General features: G+C 72.1%; 19 protein-coding genes. 9 read left to right on the forward strand and 10 right to left on the reverse strand.

Annotation, left to right across the window (positions count from 1 at the left end):
* Nucleotides 1-146 precede the first annotated feature (146 nt).
* A complete protein-coding gene (locus HYQ63_RS22235) occupies nt 147-1,967 on the forward strand; it encodes an NHL domain-containing thioredoxin family protein (protein ID WP_179935542.1) in 1,821 nt (606 codons plus the stop codon).
* Nucleotides 1,968-1,986: 19 nt separating this feature from the next.
* On the opposite strand, the gene HYQ63_RS22240 is transcribed toward HYQ63_RS22235, so the two are convergent.
* The 5 genes from HYQ63_RS22240 to HYQ63_RS22260 all read right to left on the reverse strand — a co-directional run bounded on the left by HYQ63_RS22240 (nt 1,987) and on the right by HYQ63_RS22260 (nt 8,605).
* Nucleotides 1,987-2,814 (reverse strand): helix-turn-helix transcriptional regulator, encoded by an 828-nt coding sequence (locus HYQ63_RS22240; RefSeq protein WP_179935543.1) that lies wholly within the window; start codon nt 2,812-2,814, stop codon nt 1,987-1,989.
* Between the two features lie 111 nt (nt 2,815-2,925).
* Entirely contained in the window at nt 2,926-3,918 is a 993-nt protein-coding gene (locus HYQ63_RS22245; RefSeq protein WP_257232011.1) for a C40 family peptidase, read from the reverse strand.
* Nucleotides 3,919-4,413: 495 nt separating this feature from the next.
* Nucleotides 4,414-5,193, reverse strand: coding sequence for a DUF4232 domain-containing protein (locus HYQ63_RS22250; protein ID WP_179935545.1), 780 nt, complete (start codon nt 5,191-5,193; stop codon nt 4,414-4,416).
* Nucleotides 5,194-5,325: 132 nt separating this feature from the next.
* Nucleotides 5,326-7,311 (reverse strand): BTAD domain-containing putative transcriptional regulator, encoded by a 1,986-nt coding sequence (locus HYQ63_RS22255; RefSeq protein ID WP_179935546.1) that lies wholly within the window; start codon nt 7,309-7,311, stop codon nt 5,326-5,328.
* 1 nt (nt 7,312) lies between these two features.
* A complete protein-coding gene (locus tag HYQ63_RS22260) occupies nt 7,313-8,605 on the reverse strand; it encodes a M18 family aminopeptidase (protein WP_179935547.1) in 1,293 nt (430 codons plus the stop codon).
* Nucleotides 8,606-8,797: 192 nt separating this feature from the next.
* Between HYQ63_RS22260 and HYQ63_RS22265 the strand changes: the two genes are divergently transcribed.
* Nucleotides 8,798-9,550, forward strand: a complete 753-nt coding sequence (locus HYQ63_RS22265; protein ID WP_257232012.1) for a TNT domain-containing protein — start codon at nt 8,798-8,800, stop codon at nt 9,548-9,550.
* A gap of 17 nt (nt 9,551-9,567) precedes the next feature.
* Nucleotides 9,568-9,945, forward strand: coding sequence for a hypothetical protein (locus HYQ63_RS22270; RefSeq protein ID WP_179935548.1), 378 nt, complete (start codon nt 9,568-9,570; stop codon nt 9,943-9,945).
* A 97-nt stretch (nt 9,946-10,042) separates the two neighbouring features.
* Here the strand turns inward: HYQ63_RS22270 and HYQ63_RS22275 are convergent, their stop codons facing one another.
* The gene (locus tag HYQ63_RS22275) at nt 10,043-11,869 is read right to left on the reverse strand and encodes an acyl-CoA dehydrogenase (RefSeq protein WP_179935549.1); all 1,827 of its coding nucleotides are present in this window, start codon (nt 11,867-11,869) and stop codon (nt 10,043-10,045) included.
* Nucleotides 11,870-12,028: 159 nt separating this feature from the next.
* Between HYQ63_RS22275 and HYQ63_RS22280 the strand changes: the two genes are divergently transcribed.
* Complete coding sequence (locus tag HYQ63_RS22280; RefSeq protein WP_123107004.1) at nt 12,029-12,526, forward strand: SseB family protein; 498 nt, start codon at nt 12,029-12,031, stop codon at nt 12,524-12,526.
* Nucleotides 12,527-12,657: 131 nt separating this feature from the next.
* Nucleotides 12,658-13,611 carry a pirin family protein gene (locus HYQ63_RS22285; protein ID WP_179935550.1) on the forward strand — a complete coding sequence of 318 codons (954 nt, stop codon included), beginning with the start codon at nt 12,658-12,660 and terminating at the stop codon, nt 13,609-13,611.
* A gap of 28 nt (nt 13,612-13,639) precedes the next feature.
* Here the strand turns inward: HYQ63_RS22285 and HYQ63_RS22290 are convergent, their stop codons facing one another.
* Nucleotides 13,640-15,766 carry a SpoIIE family protein phosphatase gene (locus HYQ63_RS22290; RefSeq protein ID WP_179935551.1) on the reverse strand — a complete coding sequence of 709 codons (2,127 nt, stop codon included), beginning with the start codon at nt 15,764-15,766 and terminating at the stop codon, nt 13,640-13,642.
* Between the two features lie 118 nt (nt 15,767-15,884).
* Here HYQ63_RS22290 and aspS point away from each other — a divergent pair, with 118 nt between their 5' ends.
* From aspS to HYQ63_RS22305, 3 genes are all read left to right on the forward strand, one after another.
* A complete protein-coding gene (aspS, locus tag HYQ63_RS22295) occupies nt 15,885-17,693 on the forward strand; it encodes an aspartate--tRNA ligase (RefSeq protein WP_179940371.1) in 1,809 nt (602 codons plus the stop codon).
* Nucleotides 17,694-17,794: 101 nt separating this feature from the next.
* Nucleotides 17,795-18,589 (forward strand): L,D-transpeptidase family protein, encoded by a 795-nt coding sequence (locus tag HYQ63_RS22300; RefSeq protein WP_179935552.1) that lies wholly within the window; start codon nt 17,795-17,797, stop codon nt 18,587-18,589.
* Nucleotides 18,590-18,659: 70 nt separating this feature from the next.
* Nucleotides 18,660-19,586, forward strand: coding sequence for an intradiol ring-cleavage dioxygenase (locus HYQ63_RS22305; protein ID WP_179935553.1), 927 nt, complete (start codon nt 18,660-18,662; stop codon nt 19,584-19,586).
* A gap of 67 nt (nt 19,587-19,653) precedes the next feature.
* Here the strand turns inward: HYQ63_RS22305 and HYQ63_RS22310 are convergent, their stop codons facing one another.
* From HYQ63_RS22310 to HYQ63_RS44855, 3 genes are all read right to left on the reverse strand, one after another.
* Nucleotides 19,654-20,043, reverse strand: a complete 390-nt coding sequence (locus HYQ63_RS22310; protein ID WP_179935554.1) for a DNA-binding response regulator — start codon at nt 20,041-20,043, stop codon at nt 19,654-19,656.
* Between the two features lie 87 nt (nt 20,044-20,130).
* Entirely contained in the window at nt 20,131-21,885 is a 1,755-nt protein-coding gene (gene metG / locus HYQ63_RS22315) for a methionine--tRNA ligase (protein WP_179935555.1), read from the reverse strand.
* Between the two features lie 143 nt (nt 21,886-22,028).
* The gene (locus tag HYQ63_RS44855) at nt 22,029-24,071 is read right to left on the reverse strand and encodes a VWA domain-containing protein (protein ID WP_257232014.1); all 2,043 of its coding nucleotides are present in this window, start codon (nt 24,069-24,071) and stop codon (nt 22,029-22,031) included.
* A 290-nt stretch (nt 24,072-24,361) separates the two neighbouring features.
* Here HYQ63_RS44855 and HYQ63_RS22325 point away from each other — a divergent pair, with 290 nt between their 5' ends.
* The gene (locus HYQ63_RS22325) at nt 24,362-26,434 is read left to right on the forward strand and encodes a PhoX family phosphatase (protein ID WP_179935556.1); all 2,073 of its coding nucleotides are present in this window, start codon (nt 24,362-24,364) and stop codon (nt 26,432-26,434) included.
* Nucleotides 26,435-26,454: the final 20 nt, after the last annotated feature.

The raw sequence follows: 26,454 nt of genomic DNA on the forward strand, positions 1-26,454 counted from the left end.
CCGATCGTAGGCCCGGAACGGCGGCTTTCCTCGTGTCGGCGGCGGCCGTCCTCGGACCCCCGCACGCCGGACCGGGACGGACCGGGGCGAGCCGGTCGAACCGGCCCGGGGGAATGCCATCCGCCCAGCTGATGTTGGATGGGGATATGGCTCCACGTGCACGCGTCCGCGCCCCCGAGCTGACCGGCCGGGGCGGCTGGCTCAACACCGGCGGAAAAGACCTCACCCTCGCGGATCTGCGAGGCCGCATCGTCATCCTCGACTTCTGGACGTTCTGCTGTGTGAATTGTCTGCACGTCCTGGACGAGCTGCGCGAGCTGGAGGAGAAGCACCGCGACACCGTCGTGATCGTCGGGGTGCACTCGCCGAAGTTCGTCCACGAGGCCGAACACCGGGCCGTCGTGGACGCCGTCGAGCGCTACGGGGTGCACCACCCGGTCCTGGACGACCCGGAGCTGACCACCTGGAAGCAGTACGCGGTCCGGGCCTGGCCCACCCTCGTCGTCATCGACCCCGAGGGCTACGTGGTCGCCCAGCACGCCGGCGAGGGCCACGCCCACGCCATCGAGACCCTGGTGGGGCAGCTGGAGACCGAGCACGCCGCCAAGGGCACGCTCCGCCGCGGCGACGGCCCCTACGTACCGCCGGAGCCCGTCCCGACCGAGCTGCGCTTCCCCGGCAAGGCGCTGCTGCTGCCCGGCGGCACCTTCCTGGTCTCGGACACCACCCGCCACCAGCTGGTCGAGCTGGCGGCCGACGGCGAGATCGTGCTGCGGCGGATCGGCGCGGGCGAGCGCGGCTTCGCCGACGGACCGGCGGACCGGGCCCGGTTCAGCGAGCCGCAGGGGCTCGCCGCGCTGCCCGACGGCACGGTGGCGGTCGCCGACACCGTGAACCACGCGCTGCGCCGCTTCGACCCCGCGACCGGCGAGGTCACCACGCTCGCCGGGACCGGCCGCCAGTGGTGGCAGGGCTCGCCCGCCGAGGGGCCCGCCCGCGACATCGACCTGTCCTCCCCCTGGGACCTGGCCTGGTTCAATGGCCTGCTGTGGATCGCCATGGCGGGCGTGCACCAGCTGTGGACGTACGACCCGGAGGCCGGGACCGTACGGGCCGCCGCCGGGACCACCAACGAGGGGCTCGTGGACGGGCCCGCGGACCAGGCGTGGTTCTCCCAGCCGTCCGGGCTCGCCGCGTCCGGCGACCGGCTGTGGGTCGCCGACTCCGAGAGCTCCGCGGTGCGCTGGGTCGAGCGGGACGGCGACGGCTTCGCCGTCCGTACCGCCGTCGGCACCGGGCTCTTCGACTTCGGCCACCGGGACGGCGCCGCCGATCAGGCCCTGCTCCAGCATCCGTTGGGCGTCACCGCGCTGCCCGACGGCTCGGTCGCCGTCGCCGACACCTACAACCACGCGCTGCGCCGCTACGACCCGGCCACCGGCGAGGTCTCCACGCTCGCCACGGATCTGCGCGAGCCGTCCGACGCGGTGCTGGTCGACCAGGACATCGTGGTGGTGGAGTCCGCCCGGCACCGGCTGACCCGGCTGCGGCTGCCCGAGGAGGCCGTACGGGTGGAGGCGGTGGCCCACCGCACCCAGCGCGCCGCCACCGACATCGCCCCGGGCACGCTCCGGCTGGACGTGGTCTTCCAGGCGCCCGCGGGCCAGAAGCTGGACACCCGCTACGGCCCCTCCACCCGGCTGCTGGTCAGCTCCACCCCGCCCGGGCTGCTGGCGGGCGGCGAGGGCGCGGGCACGGACCTGCGCCGGGACCTGGTGCTGGCCGAGGGGGTGACCGAGGGCGTGCTGCACGTCTCGGCGATGGCCGCCTCCTGCGACGACGACCCGCAGAACGAGTACCCGGCCTGCCATGTGCACCAGCAGGACTGGGGCGTTCCGGTCCGGGTCACCGAGGGCGGCGCGGCCCGGCTGCCGCTGGTCCTGGCCGGGCTGGACGAGGAGAGCTGACGCGGGCCGTTCAGCCGGTTCAGTCGGGGCAGTTGGGGAGCTTCGTGTACTGCACCTGGTCATGATCGATCCGGATGGCCGGGACCCACATCCGCTCGCCGTCCCTTAAGACGCGGAACCACATGCTGCTGTGCCCGCCCGCCTCGTCGGTGACGGTCACGCCGTTGGCGATGCGGCAGTCGGCGCGCAGCACGTCGCCGTGCCAGGCCCGGCCCGTGATGTTGGAGGGGCGGTAGGCCAGGTACGGATCCTTGGCCAGGCCCAGGGAGCAGGCGCGGACGCGCTCGTCCCGGCAGCTCTTCTCGGCGTTGAAGACGGTGATCCGCGCGTTGCCCAGGGTCGCCGGGGGCTTGTCGTCGTCGGACGCCTGGAGGGCGAGGACGCCGGCCGTGGTCCCGGCGAGGACGGTGACCGTGCCCACCGCAGCGAGCGTGAGCCGCAGCCGTCGCCGGGGCGGCCGGTCCTCCGGCGGCGGGGCTGCGGGCTCGCCGCCGGAGTCCATTTCCACCACCGGTCCGGTGTCGGACTCGGCGGCGGCCTCGTTGGCCCGGTGGAGCAGCTTCACCAGCTCGGGCAGCCGGTCCTCGGCGGTGAAGGAGAGCTTGCCCCACTGGACCAGGAGCCGTTCGTCGGGCAGGCTCTGGCCGCGCAGATAGCGGGAGAGGGAGGAACGGCTGGCGGGCAGGCGCCCTTCGAGTTCCTTGAGGCTCAGGCCCAGTTCGCCGTGCATGTGGCGCAGTGCGGTCACGAATTCCCGTACCGGGCCGGACAGTTCCTCGGGAAGCGGGGCGAGCGGCTTTCGTCGTGGATTCTCGGACTGATTCGGATGCGCTGGCACGCTTCCCATTGGAGCATGTGGATCATGAACATGACGAGCGACACGTCCACACCCCCGAGGTGGACGTGCCGCTCGTGACAGGAACCGGATCGCTAGCGCATCGATTCGTGAACTTCCGGATCAGTCCGTGAACTTCAGCGGCCGGTAGGGCTTGTACTCGCTGCCCGGCTCCAGGCCATAGGTGCGGGTCGTGTGGTCCGTACCGAAGTCGCCGCGCTGCTCGTACGAGGTGTACGAGGTGTGGGCGTCGTTGTTCCACTTCTCGAACATCACGACATGGCGGGTGTTGTTGTTTCCGGCGGCGTCGATCAGCAGATCGCCCGGCCTGAGGTCGTTCACGGCGATCGGCTTGGTGATGCTGGAGCTGGTGAGGCCCACGGTGTTGGTGCCGGGGGCCTTCAGGCCCAGCGCCATGGAGACGTAGCCCGAGCAGTCCTGCCGGTAGCCGTCCTTCCAGATCTTGGCCTGGCTGTACGGGACCCGGCCGCCGCCGTTGGCCGTCAGCCAGGTGGAGGCCCGCTGGAGCGCCTCGGCGCGGGTGCCGCCGGGCTGGGGCGGCTTCGGCGGCTGCTGACCGCCGTTCTGCACGGGGACGCCGGGCAGCGAGTCCTCGGGGATGTCCACCGCGAGGACGCTCAGGAAGCCGTTGACCGGCCCGGTGATGTGCGCCATGTATGTCGAGCAGGTGCTGCCCTCGCACGCCTTCTTGCCGGTGTCGACCTGGTAGTCGGCGGTGATGCGGTCCTGCCCCGCCACATCCTTGTTGATCATTCCGACGGAGGGGCTGCTGGTGTCGGCCGTCTGGTGGACGACCCAGCGCGTGCCCCAGGTGGGGAAGTCGGCGGCCGCGGCCGCCTTGGTGCCGAACTCCCCGCTGGTCGTCTTCAGCTTGAGGGCGCTGCCCTTGCCCTTCGCGGCCCCCGTGTCGCGGCTCAGGGCGTTCTTGTCGGCCGCCTGGGCCTTGCCCGCCTTCTCCGCCTTCGTGCCATGGCCGCCGGTGTCTCCGTCGCCCGAGCAGCCCACGAGTCCGGCGGCGCCTATCCCTGCGGCGGCGATCGTGGGGAGCACCTTGTGCCAGATGGTCCGGCGCCGGGCGGTGGTGGAGTGCGTCATGTGTGGAATCCCCCTGTGACGAAGGGCGCCGACTGGCCGTCGGAGCCGCTCGGTTGAGGCCGCCGGGCCGATCCGCCGCGGCGACGGGAACCACTGTGGGCCGGAGGGCGGGGGGTTTCGGGGGAGCCGGTGTCCCATGGGACGTCCCATCCCGTCACACGCCCCTGACCTGCTGGGACGTGCCCGGGGACGGCCGGGCGCGGGACACCGGCGGCGGCTCGGCGGGACATGTCGGGACAGCGGACGGCCCCCGCCGGGGGCGGGGGCCGTCGGGGACACGTAGGGGGTGTCTTGTGGATCAGGCCGGATCAGCGAGCGGCGTCTGGTGCGGTAGCTCGCAAGTCGCGTGAGGAGAGCGCAGCGGCGCTGCGTGCGACGAGCGCGGCGCGGCGAGGTGCCGTGCCAGGCGTCGGGAGCCCGGCATGATCCACAAGACACCCCCTGAGCCGGGGGGAGGCGGCTGCCTGTCCGTCAGGGAAACTCGTGGGGTGCCGATTACCAGGTGAGTGCGTCGGAGGCGCTGCTCTGCCAGTACGTCACCTTGGAGGCGCTGTCGACGTACACCCCGCCGTTGGGCAGGTTCACGGTGGTCGAGTAGTCGTAGCCCTTCAGGAACACCTCGAGCGTGGACTCCTTGGTGCCGCCGGAGCCCGAGCCGTCGGCGCCGGAGGTGGTGATGCCCGCGTAGGCGGTCTCGCCGGGGGCCAGCGTGACGACGGCCTGCGGCTTGCTGTCCTCGATCGCCGGGGTGGCGGACTGTCCGGCGCCGAAGCGGAGGACGGGGTAGTAGGGGACGTTGCAGTCCACGCCGGCCCGGTTGGTGAACTTCAGCAGCAGGTGGTTGACCGGCCGCTTGACGGACTCGACGCTCACCGCGGCCTTGTTGACGTCGCAGGCGCCGATCTCCTGCGCGGCCTCCGACCCGGAGCCGCCGCTGTTCTTCCCGGCCGCGCTCCCGTTCTCCCCGGCCTTCTCTTCGGTGTCCTGCGCACCGCCGGTGCCGCTGCCCTGCGCCCCGCCCTTGGCGCCGCCGGTGCCGTTGCCGCCGCCGGTGCCGTTGTCGCTGCCACCGTCGCCCCGGGCACCGGCGTCGGCGCCGCCCTGGTCCGCCTGGGCCGTGGCCGAGGACTGGGCCTGGCCCGAGCTCTTGGCCCCGGTGCCGTCGTTGTCGCCGCAGGCCGTGAGGGTCAGGCCCGCGGCGACGACGGTCAGGCCGGCGGCCACGGAACGGATGGTGCGGGCGTGGCGGGCGAGGAAGGCGGTGGAGTGCGACATGGTGGGTTCCCCCGGTGAGTCTCGGCTGCTGTCCGGTACGACAACAACTCTGTCCGGGGCCGCTGCCGTCTCGCTGCCGTCCGGCTGCCGACCGCTAACGCCTCACTAACGCCCCGCTGACCGTCCCTTTCTTCATGGCGGACCCGACCCCTCCCGCGGCCCGCCGGAGCCCTCGCCGGACGGCCCGGCGCCCCGGCCGCCGTCGCCCTGGGCGAAGAGTTTCACCAGGTCACTCATGACGTAGCGGTTGGTGGCCTCCTCGTCCAGCAGATGCATCTCGGCAAGCCGCTCCAGGGAGTCCTGGATCAGGTCGGGGTCCGCCCCGGACAGCGCGGCCGCCTCCGCGGTGTTGACCTCCCGGGCGAAACCGGCGCCGAGCGCCCGCAGCAGCTGGGCGTCGTCCGCGGAGAGCCGGGCCACCGAGTTGCGCAGCGCGGCCGCCACCCCGGCGTCCTCCGCCGACAGCAGGGCCAGCCGCCGCCGCTCGTCGCGCAGCGCCGTGGCCAGCCGCGCCAGCCGCCACCGCGGCCGGGCCACCAGCTGGGCGGAGGCGGCGCGCAGCGCGAGCGGCAGCCCGTCGCACAGCGTGACCAGCTCCTCCGCGGCGGCCGGGTCCTCGGCGACCCGGTCGGGGCCGAGGAGCGCGCCGATCAGCGCCACCCCGTCCGCGGGGCCGAGCGCGTGCAGCCGTACCGGGCGGGCGGAATCGGTGGCGATCAGCCCGTCCAGCCGGGACCGGCTGGTGACCAGCGTGGCGCAGTGCGGGCCGCCGGGCAGCAGCGGCCGCACCTGGGCCGAGCTGCTCGCGTTGTCCAGCACCACCAGCAGCCGCCGCTGGGCCACGAGCGAGCGGTAGAGCGCCCCAGCGGCCTGCTCCGAGGGGGGTATCTGGTCGGCGGGGGTGCCCATGGCGAGCAGGAACTCGCGCAGCACGGCGGCGGGTTCGGCCTCCTCACCGCCGCTGAAGCCGCGCAGATCGGCGAAGAGCCGCCCGTCGGGGAAGGCGGCGGCGTACGCATGGCCCCAGTGCACGGCCAGCCCCGTCTTGCCGACCCCGGCGGGCCCGGTGACGAGGGCGATGCCGCCCTCGGCGGGAAGCCCGGCGGGAGTCCCGCCGTACGGCCGGTCCTGCCCGGCGCCGGGCAGCGCCAGCCGGGTCAGCTCGGCCAGCTCCGCGTCCCGGCCCAGGAACCCGGCGGGAGGCCGCGGCAGCAGCTCCGGCGCGGGGCCGGAGGCCGCCGCGGGTGCGGCAGGTGCGGCAGGCGCGGCAGGCGCTGCCGGGGCCGCCGCCTCGCCCCCGCCGCGCGGATCACGGGGATCGCGCGGTGCGCGGGGATCGCGCGGCTCGGGCTGCGGTTCCGGCACGGGCGCGGCCCGCAGGATCTCCTGGTACGCGGCGCTCAGCCGCTCCCCCGGGTCGACGCCCAGGTCGTCGGCGAGCATCTCGCGGGTGCGGTGGAACCAGGCGATCGCGTCGGACTGCCGCCCGGTGCGGTACAGCACCAGCATCAGGTCCGCGATCAGCCCCTCGCGCAGCGGATTGCCGAGGGCCGCCGGGTGCAGCACACCCGCCGCCTTCTCGTACTCGCCGAGCGCGCCGTGCGCCCGCGCGAGGGCCTCCACGGCCGTCAGCCGCCGCTCCTCCAGGGCGTGCGCGGCCGCCGCGAACGGCGGGCTGGCCACCGTCCCGGTGAGCGCCGGGCCGCGCCACAGCCCGAGCGCCCGGCGCAGCATCGGTACGGCGTCGGCGGGCGCGGACTCGGGGTCGGCGCGGGCCACCAGGTCGTCGAAGCGCACGGTGTCCACGAGCGTGGCGGGCAGCCGGAGCAGATAGGCGGAGCTGTGGGTGGTCAGCTCGACGCCGTGCTCGTCGGCGCCGCCCTCGGCGAGGGCCGCGCGCAGCCGGGAGACATGGCCCTGGATGACGGTACGGGCGTGGGCAGGAGGCTCGTCCTCCCACAGACCCGCGACCAACTGCTCGACGGAAACGGTCGAGTTGGGGCGCAGGAGCAGCATCGCGAGCACGCTGCGGCGCTTGGCCGGTCCCAGCGGAAGCTCGACGGGGGCCTCCACGGGGCCCGTGGTCACGGTCACGGGGCCCAGCAGGGAGAAGTCCAACTCAGCCCTCCAGAAAGGCGGTCAGTGCCTTGGCGAGCAGCCGCGGGTCCTGTGCGCCGCACAGTTCGCGCGCGGAGTGCATGGACAGGATCGCGACGCCGATGTCGACGGTGGCGATGCCGTGCCGGGCGGCGGTGATCGGGCCGATCGTGGTGCCGCACGGCATCGCGTTGTGGGAGACGAAGCTCTGCCAGGGCACGCCCGCGCGCTCGCAGGCGGCGACGAAGACGGCCCGCCCGGAGCCGTCGGTGGCGTACCGCTGGTTGACGTTGACCTTGAGGATGGGACCTCCGTTGGGCCGTGGGTGATGGCCCGGTTCATGGCGTTCGGCGTAGTTGGGGTGGACCGCGTGGCCGGTGTCGGAGGACAGGCAGACGGTCCCGGCGAAGGCCCGGGCCCGGTCCTCGTAGCCGCCGCCGCGCGCGTAGACGGAACGTTCGAGCACGTTGCCGAGGAGCGGGCCGTCGGCTCCGGTGTCGGACTGGCTGCCGTTCTCCTCGTGGTCGAAGGCCGCGAGCACCGGGATGTACGGCAGCTCCGGGCGGGCCGCGACGGCGGTGAGCGCGGCCGTCCCGGCGTGCACGGACAGCAGGTTGTCCATCCGGGGCCCGGCGACCAGCTCGCGGTCCCGGCCGAGATAGGCGGGCGGCTCGACGCTGTGCACCATCAGGTCCCAGCCGGTCACGTCCTCGGCCGCCACCCCGGTCTCCTCGGCGACGAACCGGATGAGGTCGCCCTCCTCGACGCTGCCCAGCCCCCAGATGGGCGTCATGTGGCGCTGCTTGTCGAGCTTGAGACCCTCGGTGTTGACGGACCGGTCGAGGTGCACGGCGAGCTGCGGCACGCGCAGCAGGGGTCTGTCGACGGTGACGAGATGGCTGGAGCCGTCCCGGAGGGTGATCCGGCCGGAGAGCCCGAGGTCGCGGTCGAGCCAGGTGTTGAGGAGTGCGCCGCCGTAGATCTCGACGGCGATCTGCCGCCAGCCGTGCGCCCCGGTGTCGGGGATCGGCTTGACGCGCAGATTGGGAGAGTCGGTGTGAGCGCCGACAATCCGGTACGGAGTGGACGGGCTCGCGTCCTCCGGCACGTACCAGGCGACGATCGCGCCGCCCCGCAGTACGTACCGCCCGCCCGCCGCGCCGTCCCAGGCCGCCGTCTCCTCGACCTGCCGGAACCCCGCCTTCTCCAGGCGCTCTGCCGTGTTCGCCACCGCGTGGTACGGCGAGGGGCTGGCGCGGAGGAAGGACATCAGGTCATCGGTATGGCCGCGGTCGATGCCGGGGTGTGCGCTCATGACATCAGCATAGATTCGGGACCGCCCCGCCCGCCGGGGTGCCGTATGCCAAGGGGCGGGTGGTGAAGGGGGCCCGTCCGTGGGGTGGTGTTGATCCAATCTGATGAAAGCACGTCAGATCGGCGGTATAAAACTCGCGTATCTGCCGATAGTCCCCTTAACCGCTCACCAACGCACTCAAGGGGACAGCGGATGCGCGTTCTTCGACACCTCCTCGTCATCCTGGGGTCGCTGCTGCTGCTGTGCGGCGGAGGGCAGGCCATGGCGGAGCCCGCCGGGCTGCTCCCCGCCGGGCGGCTGCCCGCCCCGGCTCCGGCGCCCCGGCCCACGCCCGATGCCGCGGGGGCGGAGGAGGACGGGGCGGATGCCGGTGCCAAGGGCCACCCGCCCTGTCCCACCACCGACCGCACCGGGGGGACCAACTCCGCGCCCACGCAGCCTTTCCAGCGGTACTACAAGGGCGACTGGCGGCTCGGGCCCGCCGAACTGCCGCGCATGGGCGCGATCGGGAGGATGCTGAGGGGCTACGAGCGGCTGGACGGCCTGTCCGCCTCCGCGTTCCTGACGTGCTACTGGAACGAGCAGACCGGCGGCTGGTGGTATCCGTACCCGGACGGCTGGGTCCTGCTGAACGGCGTACCGCTCAAGACCACCATCACCCTGAGGGCGGGGCAGAAGGTCGATCTCTTCGGCAGCGGCTTCGGCCACTTCCTCGCCCCGGCGGGCACCCCGTACGCGGAGCGCGCGCTGCCGCCGAGCAACCTGAACACCTACGATCCGGCGTACCCGTACGGCTATCACCTCTACGAGGTCACCAAGCCGTTCCTGGTGGACGCCGGGCCCATCAGACCCTGGTTCGGCCAGCCGGGCTACGGGCTGCAATATCTGACGGGACCGTCGATTCCTCAGCTCGTTGCCGCGGGTAACCTGCGGCCGCTGAACTGACCGCGCATCCTGGTGCCGTGGACAGAACGGAACTCGTCCGGGTGCTGCGCGCCGAGCAGGTCCCGGACGCTTTGTACGACATCCCCGGCGTGGCCGACATCGACGTCCAGCCGGACGCCTACTACTTCCTGCGGCCCGCGCCGGACGGCGGCTGGGTGACGGGACTGTGGGAGCGCGCGGTGGACAAGGACGTCAGCCGCTTCGCCTCCGAGGACGAGGCGTGCCGGGACCTGCTGGACAAGCTGCGGGCCCGGCCGCGTCCGCCCGGGGCCGGACAGGAGACGGTCGAGGAGCTGCTGGCGCAGGGCGAGGAGCTGCGGCGCCAGGCGCGTGAGGAGGTGGAGCGGGCCCTGCGGGAGCACCCGCCCGACCAGGGACCTGACGAGAGGGCCTGACGAGGAGGCCCTGTCGAGGAGGCGCGACAAGGCGGGAGCCGGCCGCCCCCCGGTGAAGGAGAGGGGCGACCGGCTCCCGGGTCGGTGGAATGAGGCCCTAGAAGGCGGCCTCGTCCAGGTCCATCAGCTCCTTGGTGACGGACTCGGCCAGCGCGCGCTGCACCGAGACGCCCGGCAGGACCTCGTGGGCGAAGAACTTCGCGGCCGCGATCTTGCCCTGGTAGAACGGCACGTCCTTGGTGGCGGCCCCGCCCAGCTTCTCCGTGGCCACGGCCGCGCCCCGCAGGAGGAGGTAGCCGATCACCACGTCGCCGGAGGCGAGCAGCAGCCGGGTGGCGTTGAGGCCGACCTTGTAGATCGAGGAGACGTCCTGCTCGGTGGCCGAGAGGTCGGTGAGCATGGCGCCCACGATCCCCTCCAGGTCGACCGCGGCCTGGGCGAGCCGGTCGCGGGCCGGGGCCAGCTCCTCGCCGCCTGCGGCCTCCGCCAGGAACTTCTTGATCTCCTCGGAGAGGACGGTCAGCGCCTGGCCCTGGTCCCGGACGATCTTGCGGAAGAAGAAGTCCTGGCCCTGGATGGCGGTGGTGCCCTCGTAGAGGGTGTCGATCTTGGCGTCCCGGATGTACTGCTCCAGCGGGTACTCCTGGAGGTAGCCGGAGCCGCCGATGGTCTGGAGGGACTGCGCCAGCTGCTCGTACGCCTTCTCCGAGCCGTAGCCCTTGACGATCGGCAGCAGCAGGTCGTTGAGGCGGTTCGCGGCCGAGGTGTCCTCGCCCGCGGCCTCCTGGACCATGATCTCGTCCTGGACGGAGGCGGTGTAGAGGACGAGCGCGCGCAGGCCCTCCGCGTACGCCTTCTGCGTCATGAGCGAGCGGCGCACGTCCGGGTGGTGGGTGATGGTGACGCGCGGGGCGGTCTTGTCGGTGAAGGCCGCCAGGTCCGGGCCCTGGACGCGCTCCTTGGCGTACTCCAGCGCGTTGAGGTAGCCGGTGGACAGGGTGGCCATGGCCTTCGTGCCGACCATCATCCGGGCGAACTCGATGATCTTGAACATCTGGCGGATGCCGTCGTGCTTCTCGCCCAGCAGCCAGCCCTTGGCCGGGGTGTCGGCGCCGAAGGTCAGCTCGCAGGTGTTGGAGACGCGCAGACCCATCTTGTGCTCGACGTTGGTCGCGTAGACGCCGTTGCGTGTCCCCAGCTCACCGCTGTCCCAGTCGAAGTCGTACTTGGGGACGATGAACAGGGACAGCCCCTTGGTGCCCGGTCCCGCGCCCTCGGGGCGGGCCAGCACGAAGTGGATGATGTTGTCGGAGACGTCGTGCTCACCGGAGGTGATGAAGCGCTTCACGCCCTCGATGTGCCAGGTGCCGTCCTCCTGCTGGACCGCCTTGGCGCGGCCGGCGCCCACGTCCGAGCCCGCGTCGGGCTCGGTCAGCACCATGGTGGAGCCCCACTGCTTGTCCACCATCAGCTGCGCGATCTTCAGCTGCTCCTCGGTGCCCTCGTCGTGCAGCACCCCCGCGAAGGACGGGCCGGAGGCGTACATCCAGATCGGGGTGTTGGCGCCGAGGATGGTCTCGGCCGAGGCCCACAGCAGGGAGCGCGGGCAGGAGGTGCCGCCGAGGGCCTCCGGCACCCCGAGCCGCCACCACTCGGCGTCCATGTACGCCTGGTAGCTCTTCTTGAACGACTCGGGCAGCGGCGCCGTGTTCGTCTTCGGGTCGAAGACCGGCGGGTTGCGGTCCGAATCGGCGTAGGAAGCGGCCAGCTCGTTCTCGGAGAGCCGGGATATCTCGGAGAGCACGCTCTTGGCGGTCTCGACGTCCATCTCCGCGAACGGGCCGGTGCCGTACAGCTTGTCGCGGTCGAGCACCTCGAAGAGGTTGAACTCGATGTCGCGGAGATTCGACTTGTAGTGCCCCATGGCGACGGCTCCGTAAGGCTCGGGAGAGGCAGGGACCTCTTCGTGGCGCGGTATCGATCAGCAGTCCGGTGCAGTCAATCCGGTGTCGCCATGATGCTACCCGTGGGTAATAAAGGGCAACCCTCAACCCGCCAACTGTGACTCAGTACGCTTCGGTCCATGTACGGCTACGACCAGAACGCGAGCGCAGGGCAGGGTTACGCCGCCCCGCCACCTCCGCCGCAACAGCAGCCGCATTCGTCACACCACTCACAGCCGGGCCCCGGCTACGGTGGGCAGCCGCTGTACCCCGAGCCCTCGCCGCCGTCCCTCGCGGACGCGGTGCGCGCCTTCACCACGGGCTCGATGGCGGCCGAGGACTTCCAGCAGATCTTCGCGACCTCCAAGGTCTACTGTCCGCGCGGTGACAACCCCGGTTTCCTCGCGCTGCACAACACCCAGCAGCCGGTGATCCCGATGTTCACCTCGCTCAAGGAGTTGCGGCGGTACGCGGGCAAGGAGTCCAAGTACTTCGTGATCACCGGCGCCGAGGTGATCGACCTGCTGCCGACCGGCTACGGCTTCGTCCTCGACATGGAGGGTGAGCACCGCATGGTCTTCGACGCGAAGGCGGTGGAGCAGATGGTCGACTTCGCCATGCGGCGCATGTATGGCTAGACGCCATCGCTTCGCGGACGGCTGAGGTGTCCCTCACACCCCTCGTGTCCCACTAGAGCCGGAATAGGGCCCCTCTTGCGGGTCGTTCAGCCTTCAATTAAGTTGAATGGTGAACGACCGAGGAGGCCGTCATGCCCGCAGTGACCGTAGACAACCCCCTGACCCTGCCCCGGGTCGCAGCCCCCGCCAAGGCGCGCCCGCGCCCGGCGCTCGGTGTCGCCACCGCGCCCAGCGGCTTCGAGGGCGAGGGATTCCCGGTGCGGCGCGCCTTCGCCGGCATCGACTACCAGCACCTCGACCCGTTCATCATGATGGACCAGATGGGCGAGGTGGAGTACGCGCCGGGCGAGCCCAAGGGCACCCCCTGGCACCCCCACCGCGGCTTCGAGACCGTGACGTACCTCATCGACGGCACCTTCGTGCACCAGGACTCGCACGGCGGCGGCGGCACGATCAACGACGGCGACACCCAGTGGATGACCGCGGGCGCCGGGCTGCTCCACATCGAGGCCCCGCCGGAGTCCCTGGTCATGTCCGGCGGCCTCTTCCACGGGCTCCAGCTGTGGGTGAACCTGCCGGGCAAGGACAAGATGATGCCGCCGCGCTACCAGGACATCGGTGGCGCCAAGGTCAAGCTGCTCACCTCCGCCGACGGCGGTGCGCTGCTGCGGCTGATCGCGGGCGACATCGACGGCCACCAGGGGCCGGGCATCACCCACACCCCGATCACCATGCTGCACGTGTCGCTGAACCCCGGCGCCGAGCTGACCCTGCCCTGGCGCGCCGACTTCAACGCCCTGGCCTACGGGCTCGCCGGGCGCGGCACCGCGGGCGCCGAGCAGCGGCCCTTCCGCACCGGGCAGACGGTGGTCTTCGGCGACGGTGACGCGCTGACGATACGGGCGGACGCGGCGCAGGAGTCGCGCAGCCCCAACTTCGAGGTCGTGCTGCTCGGCGGGCAGCCGATCCGCGAGCCGATGATGCACTACGGCCCGTTCGTGATGAACACCCACGCCGAACTGGCCCAGGCCTTCGACGACTTCCGCGCCGGAAAGCTCGGAACGATACCGGCCGACGCCGAGTAGGGCAGGGCGAGCGTCGTCCCGGGCGGGGTTACTCCGGCGCGGGCTGCTCCGGTGCGCGCTCGTGCAGCTCGTACCAGGTGCACTTGCCGTCGCCGCGCGGGTCGACGCCCCAGGCGTCGGCCAGCATTTCCATCAGCATCAGCCCCCGCCCCGACGACGCGAGTTCGCCGGGGCGGCGGCGGTGCGGCAGCTCGTCGCTGCCGTCCGCGACGTCGAGCCGCAGCCGCCTCGACCCGCGCCGCCCGCTGACCTCGGCGACCAGCAGGGCGTCCCCGTCGGTGTGCACCAGGACGTTGGTGACCATCTCGGAGAGCAGCAGCACCGCCGACTCGACCTGGTCCGGGTCCGCCCAGTCGTGCAGCATGTCGCGCAGCTGGCGGCGGGCGCCCGCTATCCGCTCCGGCTCGGCCTGCGCGAGCGTGACCGCGGTACGCCGCACCGGCGCCGAACCGGGTCCGACCAGGCACACCTCCGCGTCCCGGCGGATCAGCAGCAGCGCTATGTCGTCCTCGCGGCGGTCGGCGAGGGGGCCGGTGGTGTGGTGCGAGGGCGGCCCGTGCACGGCCTGCACCAGGGCCTCGGCGAGCGCTTCCAGATCATGGGGGCCGTCGGTCGCGGTCGCCGGGTGCTCGAAAATTGACCGGATCCGGTCCCAGCCGGTCTCCAGATCGTGGCCGCCGGTCTCGATCAGCCCGTCGGTGCACATCAGCAGCGTCTCGCCGGGCTCCAGCACCAGCCGGGTGGTGGGGTAGTCGCCCTCCGGGTCGACGCCCAGCGGCAGCCCGCCCGCGGTGGGACGGATCATCATCGTGCCGTCGGCCAGCCGGACCGCCGGGTCCGGATGGCCCGCGCGGGCGATGTCCAGGGTGCCCGCGACCGGATCGACCTCCATGTACAGACAGGTCGCGAACCGCGGATCGTGCGCCCCGTCCCCGCCGGGGTCCGCGAGTCCGCACAGGAAGCGGGAGGCGCGGGCGAGCACCGCGTCCGGGTGGTGGCCCTCGGAGGCGTACGCCCGGACCGCGATCCGCAGCTGCCCCATGATCCCGGCGGCCCGGACGTCATGCCCCTGGACGTCGCCGATCACCAGGGCGGTGCGCCCCGAGGGCAGCGCGATCACGTCGTACCAGTCGCCGCCGACCTGGAGCCCGCCGCCGGTCGGCACGTAGCGCGCGGCCACCGTGAGCCCCGGGATGTCGGGCTTGGCGGCGGGCAGCATGGAGCGCTGGAGGCCGTCCGACAGCTCGCGCTCGGTCTCCTGGAGGGCGGCCCGGGACAGCGCCTGGGCCAGCATCCGCGCGATCGTGGTGAGCACCGAGCGCTCGTCGGGCGAGAACGCGACCGGGTGCGCGAATCCGGCCATCCACGCCCCGATGGTGCGGCCCGCGACGATCAGCGGCAGAAAGGCCCAGGACCGGCGCTTGAGGGGCCGCATCCGGCGCCAGGCGGCCGGGAACCGGCCGCGGTACTCCTCCGGCGAGGGCAGATAGACCGCCCGGCCGGTACGGACCACCTCGGCCGCCGGATGGTCGGTGGCCGCCGGCATGTCGGCGGCGGGGTGCTCGGTGTCGATCCGGTGCCCGTGGTGGCCGATCAGCGAGATCCGGTCGCCCTTGACGCCGAAGACCGCGAGCCCGTCCGGCGAGAAGCCGGGCATGGACAGCCCCGCGGCCACCCGCAGCACCTCGGCGGTGGACATCGCCTCGGCCAGCGCCCGCCCGGCGTCCAGCAGGAACGCCTCGCGGTTGCGCCGCCAGTCGCCGGTGACCGGGGTGCCGCCCGCGGTGGTGCCGGGCAGCGGCTCGGGGACCTCCTGGAGGGTGCCGAGCAGCAGCTGACCGTCCTGGCCGTCGGTGCGGGCGACCGGCCGCGACCGGGTGCGCACGGTCCGCAGCACCTTGCCCTTCTCGTCCACGATGCGCATCCGGGCCTCGGCGAGGGTGCCCTCGGCCGCCGCCAGCGCCACAATGGACTGGATCTCCAGCCAGTCCGCCGGGTGGAAGCAGGCCCGGGCCGCGGCCTCGGGGAGCGTGACCGCCTCGGCGGGCAGGCCCACCAGGCGGGCCGCTTCGGCGTCGTAGGAGACGGCGCCCGAGACGCTGTCCCACCGCCACAGGCCGGTCGCTATGGCGGCCAGCAGGTCCTCGGTGCGCATTGCGCTACCTTATGGGCATTTTCCGCGCGCTTACCAGTGAAGGTCACGGCGCCGGTAGGCTTGGCCGGAAGCTACACGAGGGTACGCAACACTCCCGACCTGACGACTTGGATGAATGATGCATCGGTACCGGTCCCACAACTGTGGCCAGCTCCGCGCCGCTGACGTCGACACCGACGTACGGCTCTCCGGCTGGCTGCACAATCGACGGAACCTGGGCGGCATCCTCTTCATCGATCTGCGCGACCACTACGGCCTGGTGCAGCTCGTCGTCCGGCCCGACACCGCGGCCAACGAGAAGCTCAGCTCGATCTCCAAGGAGAGCGTCGTCCGCGTCGACGGCCGGGTGATCGCCCGCGGCGCCGACAACGTCAACCCCGAACTGCCGACCGGCGAGATCGAGGTCGAGGTCGCCGACGTCGAGGTGCTCGGCGCGGCCGACCCGCTGCCCTTCACCGTCTACCCGGAGGACGGGGTCGGCGAGGAGCGGCGCCTGGAGCACCGCTTCCTGGACCTGCGCCGGGAGCGGATGCACCGCAACATCATGCTGCGCTCCGCCGTGATCTCCGCGATCCGGCAGAAGATGACCGCGCAGGGCTTCAACGAGATGGCGACCCCGATCCTGTCCGCCACCTCGCCCGAGGGCGCGCGCGACTTCCTGGTCCCGTCCCGGCTGCACGCGGGCAAGTTCTACGCCCTGCCGCAGGCCCCGCAGCAGTTCAAGCAGCTGCTGATGATCGCGGGCTTCGACCGCTACTTCCAGATCGCGCCCTGCTTCCGCGACGAGGACGCCCGCGCCGACCGCTCGCCGGGCGAGTTCTACCAGCTCGACGTCGAAATGAGCTTCGTCGAGCAGGAGGACGTCTTCGAGGTCATCGAGAAGGTGATGACCGAGCTGTTCGAGGAGTTCGGCAACGGCCGCCACGTCACCTCGCCGTTCCCGCGGATCCCGTTCCGCCAGGCGATGCTGAAGTACGGCTCCGACAAGCCGGACCTGCGCGCCCGGCTGGAACTGGTCGACGTCAGCCATGTCTTCGCGGGCTCCGGCTTCAAGGCGTTCGCCGACAAGCACGTGCGCGCGCTGGCCGTGCCGGACACCGCCGAGCAGCCGCGGAAGTTCTTCGACCAGATGGGCGAGTTCGCGGTCGAGCAGGGCGCCAAGGGGCTGGCCTGGGTCCGGATCGGCGAGGACTCCAAGCTCACCGGGCCGATCGCCAAGTTCCTCACCGACGAGGACGTCGAGAAGCTGATCGCCGAGGTCGAGGGCAAGCCCGGCACGTCGATCTTCTTCGGCGCGGGCGACTTCGACGAGGTCTCCAAGATCATGGGCGCGGTGCGCGTCGAGGCCGCCAAGCGGACCGGCCACTTCGAGGAGAACGTCTTCCGGTTCTGCTGGATCGTGGACTTCCCGATGTTCGAGCGGAACGAGGACACCGGCGAGATCGAGTTCTCCCACAACCCGTTCTCCATGCCGCAGGGCGGCCTGGAGGCGCTGGAGAACCAGGACCCGCTGGACATCCTGGCGTGGCAGTACGACATCGTCTGCAACGGCACCGAGCTGTCGTCCGGCGCCATCCGGAACCACGAGCCGGACGTGATGTTCAAGGCGTTCGGGATCGCCGGATACTCCCGCGAGGAGGTCGAGCGGGAATTCGGCGGCATGCTGCGCGCGTTCCACTTCGGGGCACCGCCGCACGGTGGCATCGCCCCCGGCGTCGACCGCATCGTCATGCTGCTCGCCGACGAGCCGAACATCCGCGAGACCATCGCCTTCCCGCTCAACGGCAACGCCCAGGACCTGCTGATGGGCGCGCCCAGCGAGGTGGACGAGGCCCGGCTGCGCGAGCTGCACCTGTCGGTGCGCAAGCCGCAGATCAAGCAGGCCGAGAAGGCTGAGAAGCCGGTTGAAGGGAAGAACGCCGAGTAACGGCGCGGAAGAGAGAGGAGTCCGTGCCCGGTGCGTTCCCAGGGGCGGAGGACACAGTGAGGGTACGGATTCCGGCCGTTGCGACGGCCTTGGCTCTAGCGGTGCTCGCAGGCTGCGCGGGGCCCGGGGACGGGTCCCGCAAGCACGCCACGGACGCCAAGGGCACCGCGGACGCCAAGGGCACCGCGGGCCGGTCCGGCGCGGCGGGCGCGCCCACGGGCACGCAGAGCCCCGCCGGGCGGCCCGCCCCCGCCGAGCGGTCGGGCGACCTGCCCGGGCTCGGGCCGCGCACCCGCGCCGAGGTGCCCCGGGACGCCGAGCAGGTCGTAGTGGTCACCGGCAACGGCCGGAACGCGACCCGTTCCTCCGTCGTGCTCTACGAGCGCTCCGCGGCGGACGGGACCACCGGCGGCCGGGAGGGCGACGCCGACGGCGGCCCCACCTGGCGGGCCGGACCCTCCTGGAAGGCGCACAACGCCGCCCGCGGCTGGACCGACCACCACCGGCAGGGCGACCTCCGCTCCCCGATCGGCGTCTTCCGCCTCACCGACGCGGGCGGGAAGCTGCCCGATCCGGGCACCCGGCTCCGTTACGACCACGCCGTGCAGGGCTTCACCATCACCGGCACCGGCGCCGAGGGCGAGCCGCTGGCCGGGGCCTTCGACTACGTCGTGGCGATCAACTACAACCGGAAGGCCGGGACCTCCCCGCGCGACTGGACCCGGCCGCTGGGCGAGGACCGGGGTGGCGGCATCTGGTTCCACGTCGACCACGACGGGCCCACCCAGGGCTGCGTCAGCCTCTCCAAGGCGCACATGCGGACGCTGCTGCGGACGCTCGATCCCGCGCGCCACCCGGTCGTGGTGATGGGGCCCTCGGACTCTCTGGCTCGTTGACGCCGTTCGCACAGGCATTCACAGCAAGCACTCATGCCCTTGCCAGGTTGTGCCTCTAGCGTCCCCTGCCATGACCGAACCCCAGAACAACTCCCCCGTGAGCGGGCGGGACATGACCAGGCGTCGGGTCGTCGTGGCGGGTGGCGCCGCGGTCGCGGCAGCCGGTTTGGGCACCGTCGCCGCCACCGCCGCCTCGGCCTCCCCCGACGGCTCCACCTCCGCCGCCTCCCCGTCGGCGTCAGCCTCCTCCCCGTCCGAGGAGGTTTGCTACCGGCTCACCTCGGAGACCACCGAGGGCCCGTACTACATCGACGCCGACAAGATCAGAAAGAACATCACGGAGGGCAAGGAGGGCATCCCGATGACCCTCCGGCTCAAGCTCATCGACTCCGAGACCTGTAAACCGCTCGCGAAAGCGGCCGTCGACATCTGGCACTGCGACGCGCTCGGGCTGTACTCCGGCTACGAGGACGCCAGCAGCGGCGGAGGCGGCACCCCGCCGACCGGTGCCCCGCCCACCGGCACCCCCACGACGCCCACCGGGGCACCGACCGGGGCGCCGCCCGGCGGCGGCCACCAGGACCCGACCGACGACAAGCGGTACCTGCGAGGCACCCAGCTCACCGACCGGCACGGGTTCGTCGAGTTCACCACCGTCTTCCCCGGCTGGTACCGGGGCCGGTGCGTGCACATCCACACCAAGGTGCACGTGGGCGGCAAGCTGACCGACTCCGGCTACGAGGGCGGCCACGCCTGCCACACCGGGCAGCTCTTCTTCGCCGAGGAGGCCGTGCTCGACTCCGCCGAGGTGGCGCCGTACAGCACCAGCACCACGCCGCGCACCACCCTCGACGAGGACGGCATCTACCCGGGCAACGGGGCCGAGGGCGGTCTGCTGAAGCTCCAGTACCGCAAGGGGAAGATCGCCAAGGGCGTCGTCGGCTCGCTGACCCTCGGGGTCGACCCCGACGCGACGAACGACGGCACCGGCATGTGACGGCGGCCCCCGGGGAGCTCGTGGGGGGGCTCTCCGGGGGGTCCGCGCACCGCGCCGACGCCCCCGGTCAGCGCGGGAAGAGGTCGGTCAGCCGCCGGTCCACGCCGCACGGCGCGCCCCGCTCCGCGTGGGCGGCCCGGCGCACCGCGCGCAGCAGCCGCCGGGGCGTGGTCCGGTGCTGCCACAGCACCGCCCGTACGCCGTACTCCATCACCGTCAGCAGCTCCGCCTCGCGCAGCTCGCCCGCGACCAGGACCACCCGCTGCCGCCCGCCCCGCACCAGGTGGCGCAGCTCGGCCCCGGCGCGGGCGTCGAGGCGTTCGGCGAGCATGACGGCCACCGCGCCGGTCTGGCGCGTCAGCTCGACGCTGGGCTGCTGATGCAGATGACGGACGACCCCGGCCCGCGCGAGCGGATCGGGGCCGTGGACCGACACCGTGACACGTGGGTCCGGCACTGGGTTCCTCGACTTCCCCGTGGGCGTTGACTCCACAGGGTCATCGAGCGGGCTAAACGTACGGTTGCCGAACGATCGACGCCGCCGTCACTTCGCCTTGGGCTCCGTGGGCTCCTCGGGCGCCACCGGCTCCTCCGTGCCGCCGAAGCGCTCCCGGTAGGACTCCAGGTCCTCCTCGGTGATCTTCGCGAAGAGCACCGGCGGCACCGTGAAGCCCGTGCCCGCCGGGACCGACGCCAGCGCCCTGGCCTCCTCCTGGCCGACCCACCGCGCGGTGTCCCCGTCCAGCGCGAACGCCGACCGCATGGCCGCCGCCGACGCCGGGATGAACGGCTCCGAGACGATCGCGTAAAGGTGGATCAGGTTCATCGCCGTGCGGAGCGTGAGGGCCGCCGCCTCCTGGTCGGACTTGATCTCCAGCCAGGGGGCCTTCTCCTCCAGGTAGGAGTTGCCCGCGCTCCACAGCGCGCGCAGCGCCGCCGCCGCCTTGCGGAACTGGAGCGCGTCCATGTGCTCCTCGTACTCCGCCAGCAACCGCGCGATCTCCTCGCCGAGGCGCTCCTCCGCCTCCCCCGCGGCCTTCCCCGCCGGGACCTCGTCGCCGAACCGCTTGCGGGAGAACGACAGCACCCGGTTGACGAAGTTGCCGAGGGTGTCCGCCAGGTCCTTGTTGACCGTGGCGGTGAAGTGCTCCCAGGTGAAGGAGGTGTCGTCGGACTCGGGCGCGTTCGCCATCAGGAAGTAGCGCCAGTAGTCGGCGGGCAGCACCTCCAGCGCGGCGTCCGTGAACACCCCGCGCTTCTGCGACGTGGAGAACTTGCCGCCGTAGTACGTCAGCCAGTTGAACGCCTTGACGAAGTCGACCTTCTTCCAGACGTCCCGGGTGCCGAGCAGCGTGGCCGGGAACATCACCGTGTGGAACGGGACGTTGTCCTTCGCCATGAACTCGGTGTAGCGGACGGTGGTGTCCACGTCGTACCACCACGACTTCCAGTCGCGGTTCTCCGGGTCCCGGTCCGCCCACTCCTTCGTCGCGCCGATGTACTCGATCGGGGCGTCGAACCACACGTAGAAGACCTTGCCCTCGGCCGCCAGCTCCGGCCAGGTGTCCGCCGGGACCGGAACGCCCCAGTCCAGGTCGCGGGTGATCGCGCGGTCCTGGAGCCCCTCCGTCAGCCACTTGCGGGCGATCGAGGAGGCGAGGGTCGGCCACTGCTTCCCGTGCTCCTCGACCCAGGCCCCGACCTCCTCGGCCAGCTTCGACTGGAGCAGGAACAGGTGCTTGGTCTCCCGGATCTCCAGATCGCTGCTGCCGCTGATCGCGGAGCGGGCGTCGATCAGATCGGTCGGGTCCAGCACCCGGGTGCAGTTCTCGCACTGGTCGCCGCGGGCCCGGTCGTAACCGCAGTGCGGGCAGGTGCCCTCGATGTAGCGGTCGGGCAGGAAGCGGCCGTCGGCGTTGGAGTACACCTGCCGGATCGACCGCTCCTCGATGAAGCCGTGTCCCTTCAGCTCGCGCGCGATCGTCTGCGTGATCTCGACGTTCTGCGCGGACGAGCTGCGGCCGAAGTAGTCGAAGGCCAGGCCGAAGCCGTCGTAGATCGCCTTCTGCGCGTCGTGCTGCTGCGCGCAGAACACGTCCACCGGCAGCCCCGCCTCCTTGGCGGCCAGCTCGGCCGGGGTGCCGTGCTCGTCCGTGGCGCAGATGTACAGCACGTCGTGGCCGCGCTGGCGCATATAGCGGGCGTAGACGTCGGCCGGGAGCATGGACCCCACCATGTTGCCCAGGTGCTTGATCCCGTTGATGTAGGGAAGGGCGCTGGTGATGAGGTGTCGAGCCATTGCAGGCTGCTCCCAAGTCGGTACGGTGGGTGACTTTCGGCCCGCTGCACGGGTCGCAGGAGCCGCCCATATCGTATCCGAGCGCCGAGGGCCACCCGCGCGGTGTTTCGCTGCGCGGATGGCCCTCTCTTTTTGTCGCTCTCCTACGCGAGCACGCCCGCGGCCCGAGCCCCCTCGAGCCACCCCGGGAACGCCTTCAGCAGCTCCCCGTACACCTCCGCGTCGGACAGCGACCGGGGGTCGAGACCGGCGTGGAAGAACGCCGCGTTGTCCAGCGCCCGCTTCTCCGGCACGGCGAGCGCCGGTGAGGTGCCGAGCTTACGGAGGAAGTCGAACCCCTTCGCCTCCGGATCGCCGAACCCGACGAACTGCCAGAACAGCGGCAGCCCCGCCGCCTCGCACAGCGCCTTCTCGGCTGCCGCCTTGCCCGTGGGCGCGCCGTCCGTCTGGAACACCACGAGGGCCGGGTCGGTCGTGCCGGACGCCTTGTAGTGCTCGATCACGGCCTCGATCGCCCGGTGGTAGTTCGTCCGCCCCATGTGCCCGAGCGAGGCGTGCAGCTCCTCGACCCGGCCGCTGTAGTCGTCCAGACCGATCTCGGCGGTGCCGTCGATGTCCGTCGAGAAGAACACGATGGGCAGGGTGCCGCTGTCGTTGACGCTCGCCGAGAGGGCGAGCGTCTGCTCGGCGAAGTGCTGGACGGTGCCGTCCTTGTAGTAGTTCCGCATCGAGCCGGAACGGTCGAGGACGAGGTAGACGACGGCCCGGGTGCCGCCGAGCTTGTGCCCCGCGAGCGCGTCCCCGGCGGCGGCCCCCTTCCCGGCCAGCCCCCCGAGGTCCACGCCAGCGGGGGCGGGTGCGGGCTCGTCCGCGGCTGCGGGCTCGTCGTCGGCCTTCGCCACCGGTTCGGCGGTGGCAGTCGCCTCGTCCGCCGGGGCGGTCTCGTCGGCGGCCGCGGCCGCCACCGGCTCGGGCTCGGCGTTGGTTGCAGCCTCCGCCGTGGCGGCGGCCTCGTCCTTGGCGGCGGGCGTCGCCTCCGCCTGCGCCGGTTCGGCGTCGGCCGTCGCGGGCTCGTCCGTGGCGGTAGGCGTTGCCCCGGCCTGCTCGGGCTGGGCGTCTTCCGCGGCGGGCTTGTCGCTGGCCCCGGGCTGCGCCGCCTGGGTGGCCTCGTCCTCGGCGGCCGCCACCAGCTCGGGCTCGGCCTCCGCCGTGGGGTCGGGTTCGGCGGCGGGCGTTGCCTCGGTGGATGCCTCGGCCTGGGCGGCCCCCTCGTCGGCCTTCGCCACCGGCTCGGCCGTCACCGGCTCGGGCTGGGCGGGCCTGTCCTCGGCCTCGGCCGTGGGGGTGGGCTCGTCCTTGGCGGCGGGCGTCGCCTCGGCCTGCTCCGGTTCGGCGTCTGCCGTCGCGGGCTCGTCGCCGGCCTCGGGCTTCGCTGCGGGTACGGGCTCGCCCTCGGTGGTCGCGGCCACCGGCTCGGGCGCGGCCTCGGCGGCGGCTTCTGCCGCCAGGGCGGTCGCGTCGTCCTTCGCCGGTGCGTCCTCGGCCGTCGGCTTCGGCTCGATGTCTGTCGTGACGTCGGCCGGGGTGATGACCTTGCCCTCGACGGCCGCGGCCGTCTCCGGGGCGAGCGCTGCCTCCGTGGCGGCGCTGCCGGTTTCGGCGCCGGTCGGCTCGGCAGCGGTGTCGGCCGTGGGCTCGGCCTGGGCGGGCACGCTGTCGGCAGCCGCCTTCGCCTCGGCGTCGTCGTCCGCCGACGCGGGCTGCGTCTCCGCCGGGGTGTCCTCGGCCGTCGGCTCCGGCTGGGCGTCCGTAGCCGCGGCAGGCGCGCTGTCGGGCGTGGTGGCGGCCGTTTCCGCTGCCGGGGTGGGCTCGCGGTCGGCTTCTGCCTTCGGCTGGGCCTCCGCCGCTACCTCCGGTGCGGGCTCTGCGGCGCCGGTCGCAGCGCCTGCCGGGGCGGCGGCCTCGTCGCTGCCCTTGGGTGCCGCTGTGGGCGCAGCGGTGGACTCGGCGGGGGCGCCCAGGATCTCGTCGAGGGTCTTCAGGGGCTCGGCCAGCGCCGGGTCGTGCGGCGGTTCCGCGGATTCCGGGGCCGGGGCCGGGTCGGGCTTCGGCTCGGGGGCCGATTCCGCCGGGGCGGGCTGGGGGTCCGGGACAACTGCCGCCTCCGGCGCAGCGGAATCGTCCACCCGTGTGTCTCGGGAGCGTCCGAATACTTTGCGCAGTAGGTCCCGTATGCCCATGGGAGATACCTCTCACGTGTTCGAGTGCGGTGCATGACGGCGCATGACCGTGGTGTCGAAAGGCTAGCGGGCGTACCGGCTGGTTCCGGCCGCCGATTCCGGTCGCCGGTCGTTCACCTTCGGTTCACGGCGTGGTCGTCGTCGTGCGGTTCTACACGCCTAGCTTCGCCGCCAATGGATTCCGACGTCATGTCGGCGGGGGCCGCCACGATGTGACGTCCTACGGAGGGGAAGTTGTGCCCAAGCTCCTGCCGCTCATCAGCTCACATCCGGGCGGTCGTTCCGCGCTGACCTGCCGGTACCGCTGTGGTGACGCCTGTTTCCACGAGACGCCGAACACGAGTGACAACGCCTACGTGGGGGACGTCATCGCGGGCGCCCTGTCGCGCCGTTCGCTGATGCGGGCGAGCGCCGTGGTGACCGTCGCGGCCGCTACGGGGGTGGCGGCGGTGGGGCAGGCGCGCCCGGCCGCCGCCGCGTCGGGCAAGCCGGACCAGTGGGGCAAGGCGGGTAAGCCCGCCCGTGGGCTGCGCTTTTCGCCGGTCGCGCCGAACACGAAGGACGCGGTGGTCGTCCCCGAGGGGCATGACCAGAACCTCGTCATCCGCTGGGGCGACCCGATCCTGCGCGGCGCGCCCGCATTCGACCCGGACAACCAGTCGGCGAAGGCCCAGGCGGGCCAGTTCGGCTACAACAACGACTACATGGCCGTGCTGGACGTCCCGCACGAGGACGACCGGCAGTTGCTGGTGGTCAACCACGAGTACACCGACGAGGTGCTGATGTTCGCGGGGTACGACGCGGACAACCCCACCCGGGAGCAGGCCGAGATCGGCTGGGCGGCGCACGGCCTGTCGGTCGTGGTGGCGGCCGAGGACCGCAAGGTCGGCAAGCTGACGGCCGTATCCAGGCACCGCCTCAACCGGCGGATCACCGCGACGACGCCGTTCGAGGTGACGGGCCCGGCGGCGGGCAGCAAGCTGCTGCGGACCTCGGCGGACCCGTCCGGCAAGCGCATCCTGGGCACGCTGAACAACTGCGGCGGCGGCATCACCCCGTGGGGCACGGTCCTGTCGGGCGAGGAGAACTTCAACCAGTACTTCGCCAACGCCGACCAGGCACCCGACGCGACCGCGAAGACGCGCCTGAAGCGTTACGGCTTCGAGGAGGGCGCCTCCGAGCGCAAGTGGGAGCGTTTCGACGACCGCTTCGACGTGGCGAAGGAGCCCAACGAGCCGAACCGGTTCGGCTGGGTGATCGAGGTGGACCCGTTCGACCCGGACTCCACCCCGCGGAAGCTGACCGCGCTGGGCCGCATCAAGCACGAGGCCGCCGAGCCGCGGCTGACGACCGACGGCCGCCCGGTGCTCTACATGGGCGACGACGAGAAGTTCGACTACTTCTACAAGTTCGTGTCGTCCAAGCGCATGATGAAGGGCGGCAGCCGCACCGCCCGCGAGCACAACCGCACGCTGCTGGACGAGGGCACGCTGTACGTCGCCAAGTTCACCGGCGACAGCCCGGCGAAGGAGATCGACGGGTCGGGGAAGCTGCCCGACGACGGGGAGTTCGACGGCTCCGGCGAGTGGATCCCGCTGGCGAGCGGCGACACCTCGCACGTGGAGGGGATGACGGCCGAGGAGGTGTACGTCTTCACGCGGATCGCCGCCGACAAGGTGGGGGCGACGAAGATGGACCGCCCCGAGGACGTCGAGCCGAGCCCGCGCACCGGCCGGGTCTACGTCGCGCTGACCAACAACACCGACCGGGGCAAGGACGGCAAGGCCCCGGTCGACGAGGCCAATCCGCGCACCGGCAACAAGCACGGCCAGGTCCTGGAGCTGACCGAGCGCCGGAACAACCCGGGCTCCACCCGCTTCAACTGGCGGCTGTTCCTGGTGTGCGGCGACCCGGAGGCCCCGGACACCTACTTCGGCGGCTTCCCGAAGGACCAGGTCAGCCCGATCTCCTGCCCGGACAACCTCACCTTCGACGCGTTCGGCAACCTCTGGATCTCCACCGACGGCAACGAACTGGGCAACCACGACGGGCTGTTCGGGGTGGCGACGGCGGGTGGCCGGCGCGGTGAGGTGCGGCAGTTCCTGACCGTCCCGAACGGCGCCGAGACCTGCGGACCGATCGTGCAGGACCGTCGGGTGCTGGTGGCGGTGCAGCATCCGGGCGAGCTGGACGGGGCGAGCGTGGAGAAGCCCGCGTCCACGTGGCCGGAGGGTCCGGGCACGCTGGTCCGCCCGTCGGTGGTCAGCGTCTGGCGGCGCGACGGCGGCGACATCGGTTCCGACGCCTAGCAGCAGCTGAAGCCCGACGC

Source organism: Streptomyces sp. Rer75 (assembly GCF_013414305.1).
Classification (GTDB): Bacteria; Actinomycetota; Actinomycetes; order Streptomycetales; family Streptomycetaceae; genus Streptomyces; species Streptomyces himastatinicus.

What these genes read in the sequence shown, in the direction of transcription:
- HYQ63_RS22235 (WP_179935542.1), top strand. Translation starts at nt 147, where the DNA reads ATGGCTCCACGTGCACGCGTCCGCGCCCCCGAGCTGACCGGCCGGGGC.
- HYQ63_RS22240 (WP_179935543.1), bottom strand. Translation starts at nt 2,814, where the DNA reads ATGGGAAGCGTGCCAGCGCATCCGAATCAGTCCGAGAATCCACGACGA.
- HYQ63_RS22245 (WP_257232011.1), bottom strand. Translation starts at nt 3,918, where the DNA reads ATGACGCACTCCACCACCGCCCGGCGCCGGACCATCTGGCACAAGGTG.
- HYQ63_RS22250 (WP_179935545.1), bottom strand. Translation starts at nt 5,193, where the DNA reads ATGTCGCACTCCACCGCCTTCCTCGCCCGCCACGCCCGCACCATCCGT.
- HYQ63_RS22260 (WP_179935547.1), bottom strand. Translation starts at nt 8,605, where the DNA reads ATGAGCGCACACCCCGGCATCGACCGCGGCCATACCGATGACCTGATG.
- HYQ63_RS22265 (WP_257232012.1), top strand. Translation starts at nt 8,798, where the DNA reads ATGCGCGTTCTTCGACACCTCCTCGTCATCCTGGGGTCGCTGCTGCTG.
- HYQ63_RS22275 (WP_179935549.1), bottom strand. Translation starts at nt 11,869, where the DNA reads ATGGGGCACTACAAGTCGAATCTCCGCGACATCGAGTTCAACCTCTTC.
- HYQ63_RS22280 (WP_123107004.1), top strand. Translation starts at nt 12,029, where the DNA reads ATGTACGGCTACGACCAGAACGCGAGCGCAGGGCAGGGTTACGCCGCC.
- HYQ63_RS22285 (WP_179935550.1), top strand. Translation starts at nt 12,658, where the DNA reads ATGCCCGCAGTGACCGTAGACAACCCCCTGACCCTGCCCCGGGTCGCA.
- HYQ63_RS22290 (WP_179935551.1), bottom strand. Translation starts at nt 15,766, where the DNA reads ATGCGCACCGAGGACCTGCTGGCCGCCATAGCGACCGGCCTGTGGCGG.
- aspS (WP_179940371.1), top strand. Translation starts at nt 15,885, where the DNA reads ATGCATCGGTACCGGTCCCACAACTGTGGCCAGCTCCGCGCCGCTGAC.
- HYQ63_RS22305 (WP_179935553.1), top strand. Translation starts at nt 18,660, where the DNA reads ATGACCGAACCCCAGAACAACTCCCCCGTGAGCGGGCGGGACATGACC.
- metG (WP_179935555.1), bottom strand. Translation starts at nt 21,885, where the DNA reads ATGGCTCGACACCTCATCACCAGCGCCCTTCCCTACATCAACGGGATC.